Here is a 1214-nt window from a genome sequence, read left to right on the forward strand (position 1 = left end):
TGTGTATAAGAGACAGGGCCAACGGTACCGCGGGTGCAACGGGAACCCGGCCGGCGCAGAACTCCGGACTTCCGGGCACCGACGGCGGCAACGGTGGTGACGGTAAGCACGGCGGCAACGGCGGTGCGGGTGGCGCCGGCGGTGCCAGCGGCAGCCAGTCGGGTAACGCCGGATCCGGCGGAAACGGCGGTAACGGCGCAACAGGCTCGGCCGGCGGCGCGGGCGGCAAGGGCGGTACCGGCTCGACGGGTAACTCGACGTCGGTGGTCGGCGGCGCCGGCGGTAACGGCGGTAACGGCGGTAACGGCGGTAACGGCGGTACCGGTGGTCAAGGTGGTGCGGCCGGTGCCCTCAACAACGGGAACGGCACCGCGGGTACTGCCGGCACCAACGGCACCAATGCTGCTGGTGGCGCCGGCGGTAAGGGCGGCACCGGCGGCACCGGTGGTAACGCATCCGGCTCCGGCACCGCCTTCCCGGGTGGGGCCGGCGGTGCGGGTGGCACCGGCGGCCAGGGCGGCACCAGCGGTGGCGGCGTGGTACCCGCCCCGGGTAACCCCGGCACCGCCGGTAATGGCCCTGGCGGCACCGGTAGCCGCACCGGCGGCACTGGTGGCACCGGCGGCAACGGCACGGCCGGAGGCGTCGGATGATGATCCGAACTTCCCAGCCAGGACGTCTGTGGACGGCGGCTCCGTCGGCGATCTGCTCGCCGACGGGGCCGGCGCCCCGGGCCCGCGGCGCCGTGCCGCGTGACGGCCTGACCGATCTTCGACCTCTTCCCCGCGGTGCTGAGACCTCGGTACCGACAACACCAAAAACTTGATCCGAGAAAGCATCACCGACATGGGTTCGTCGCAGAATAGGGAGTCCCGCATGACTGGTAAGCAGCACCGCACAGGGCGTCGTGGTTTCACGGGCGCAGAGGCCCGACGGCGTAGTCGGAGCGTTGCGGCGGCCGGTAGTGCGGTTGGGGCGTTTTTGACGTTTGGGATGGCGCCGTTGTCTGCGGCTCCTGCGGCGCATGCTGATGAGTTTGATTGGGTGGTGGACCTGCTGGGTGAGGACCTGGCGGGTGCGTTTGCGGATCTGAGTCAGGCGTCGTCGTGGGAGACGTTGTTTGACGCGGGTTCGTGGGAGCCGTTGCTGTCGAACGTGGGGTTGTCGTTTGATGCGTCGGTGGCGGATCTGCCGGGTGCGGCGGCTGCTGATGA

General features: G+C 70.2%; 1 protein-coding gene. It reads left to right on the top strand.

All coding sequences use genetic code 11. From position 1 onward, the window contains the following. Window positions 1-653, top strand: a 653-nt coding sequence (locus LI92_RS24035; protein ID WP_046322499.1) for a hypothetical protein, incomplete at its 5' end; no start/stop codon positions are given. Window positions 654-1214: the final 561 nt, after the last annotated feature.

Source organism: Mycobacterium sp. UM_Kg1 (genome assembly GCF_000972925.1).
Classification (GTDB): domain Bacteria; phylum Actinomycetota; class Actinomycetes; order Mycobacteriales; family Mycobacteriaceae; genus Mycobacterium; species Mycobacterium hiberniae.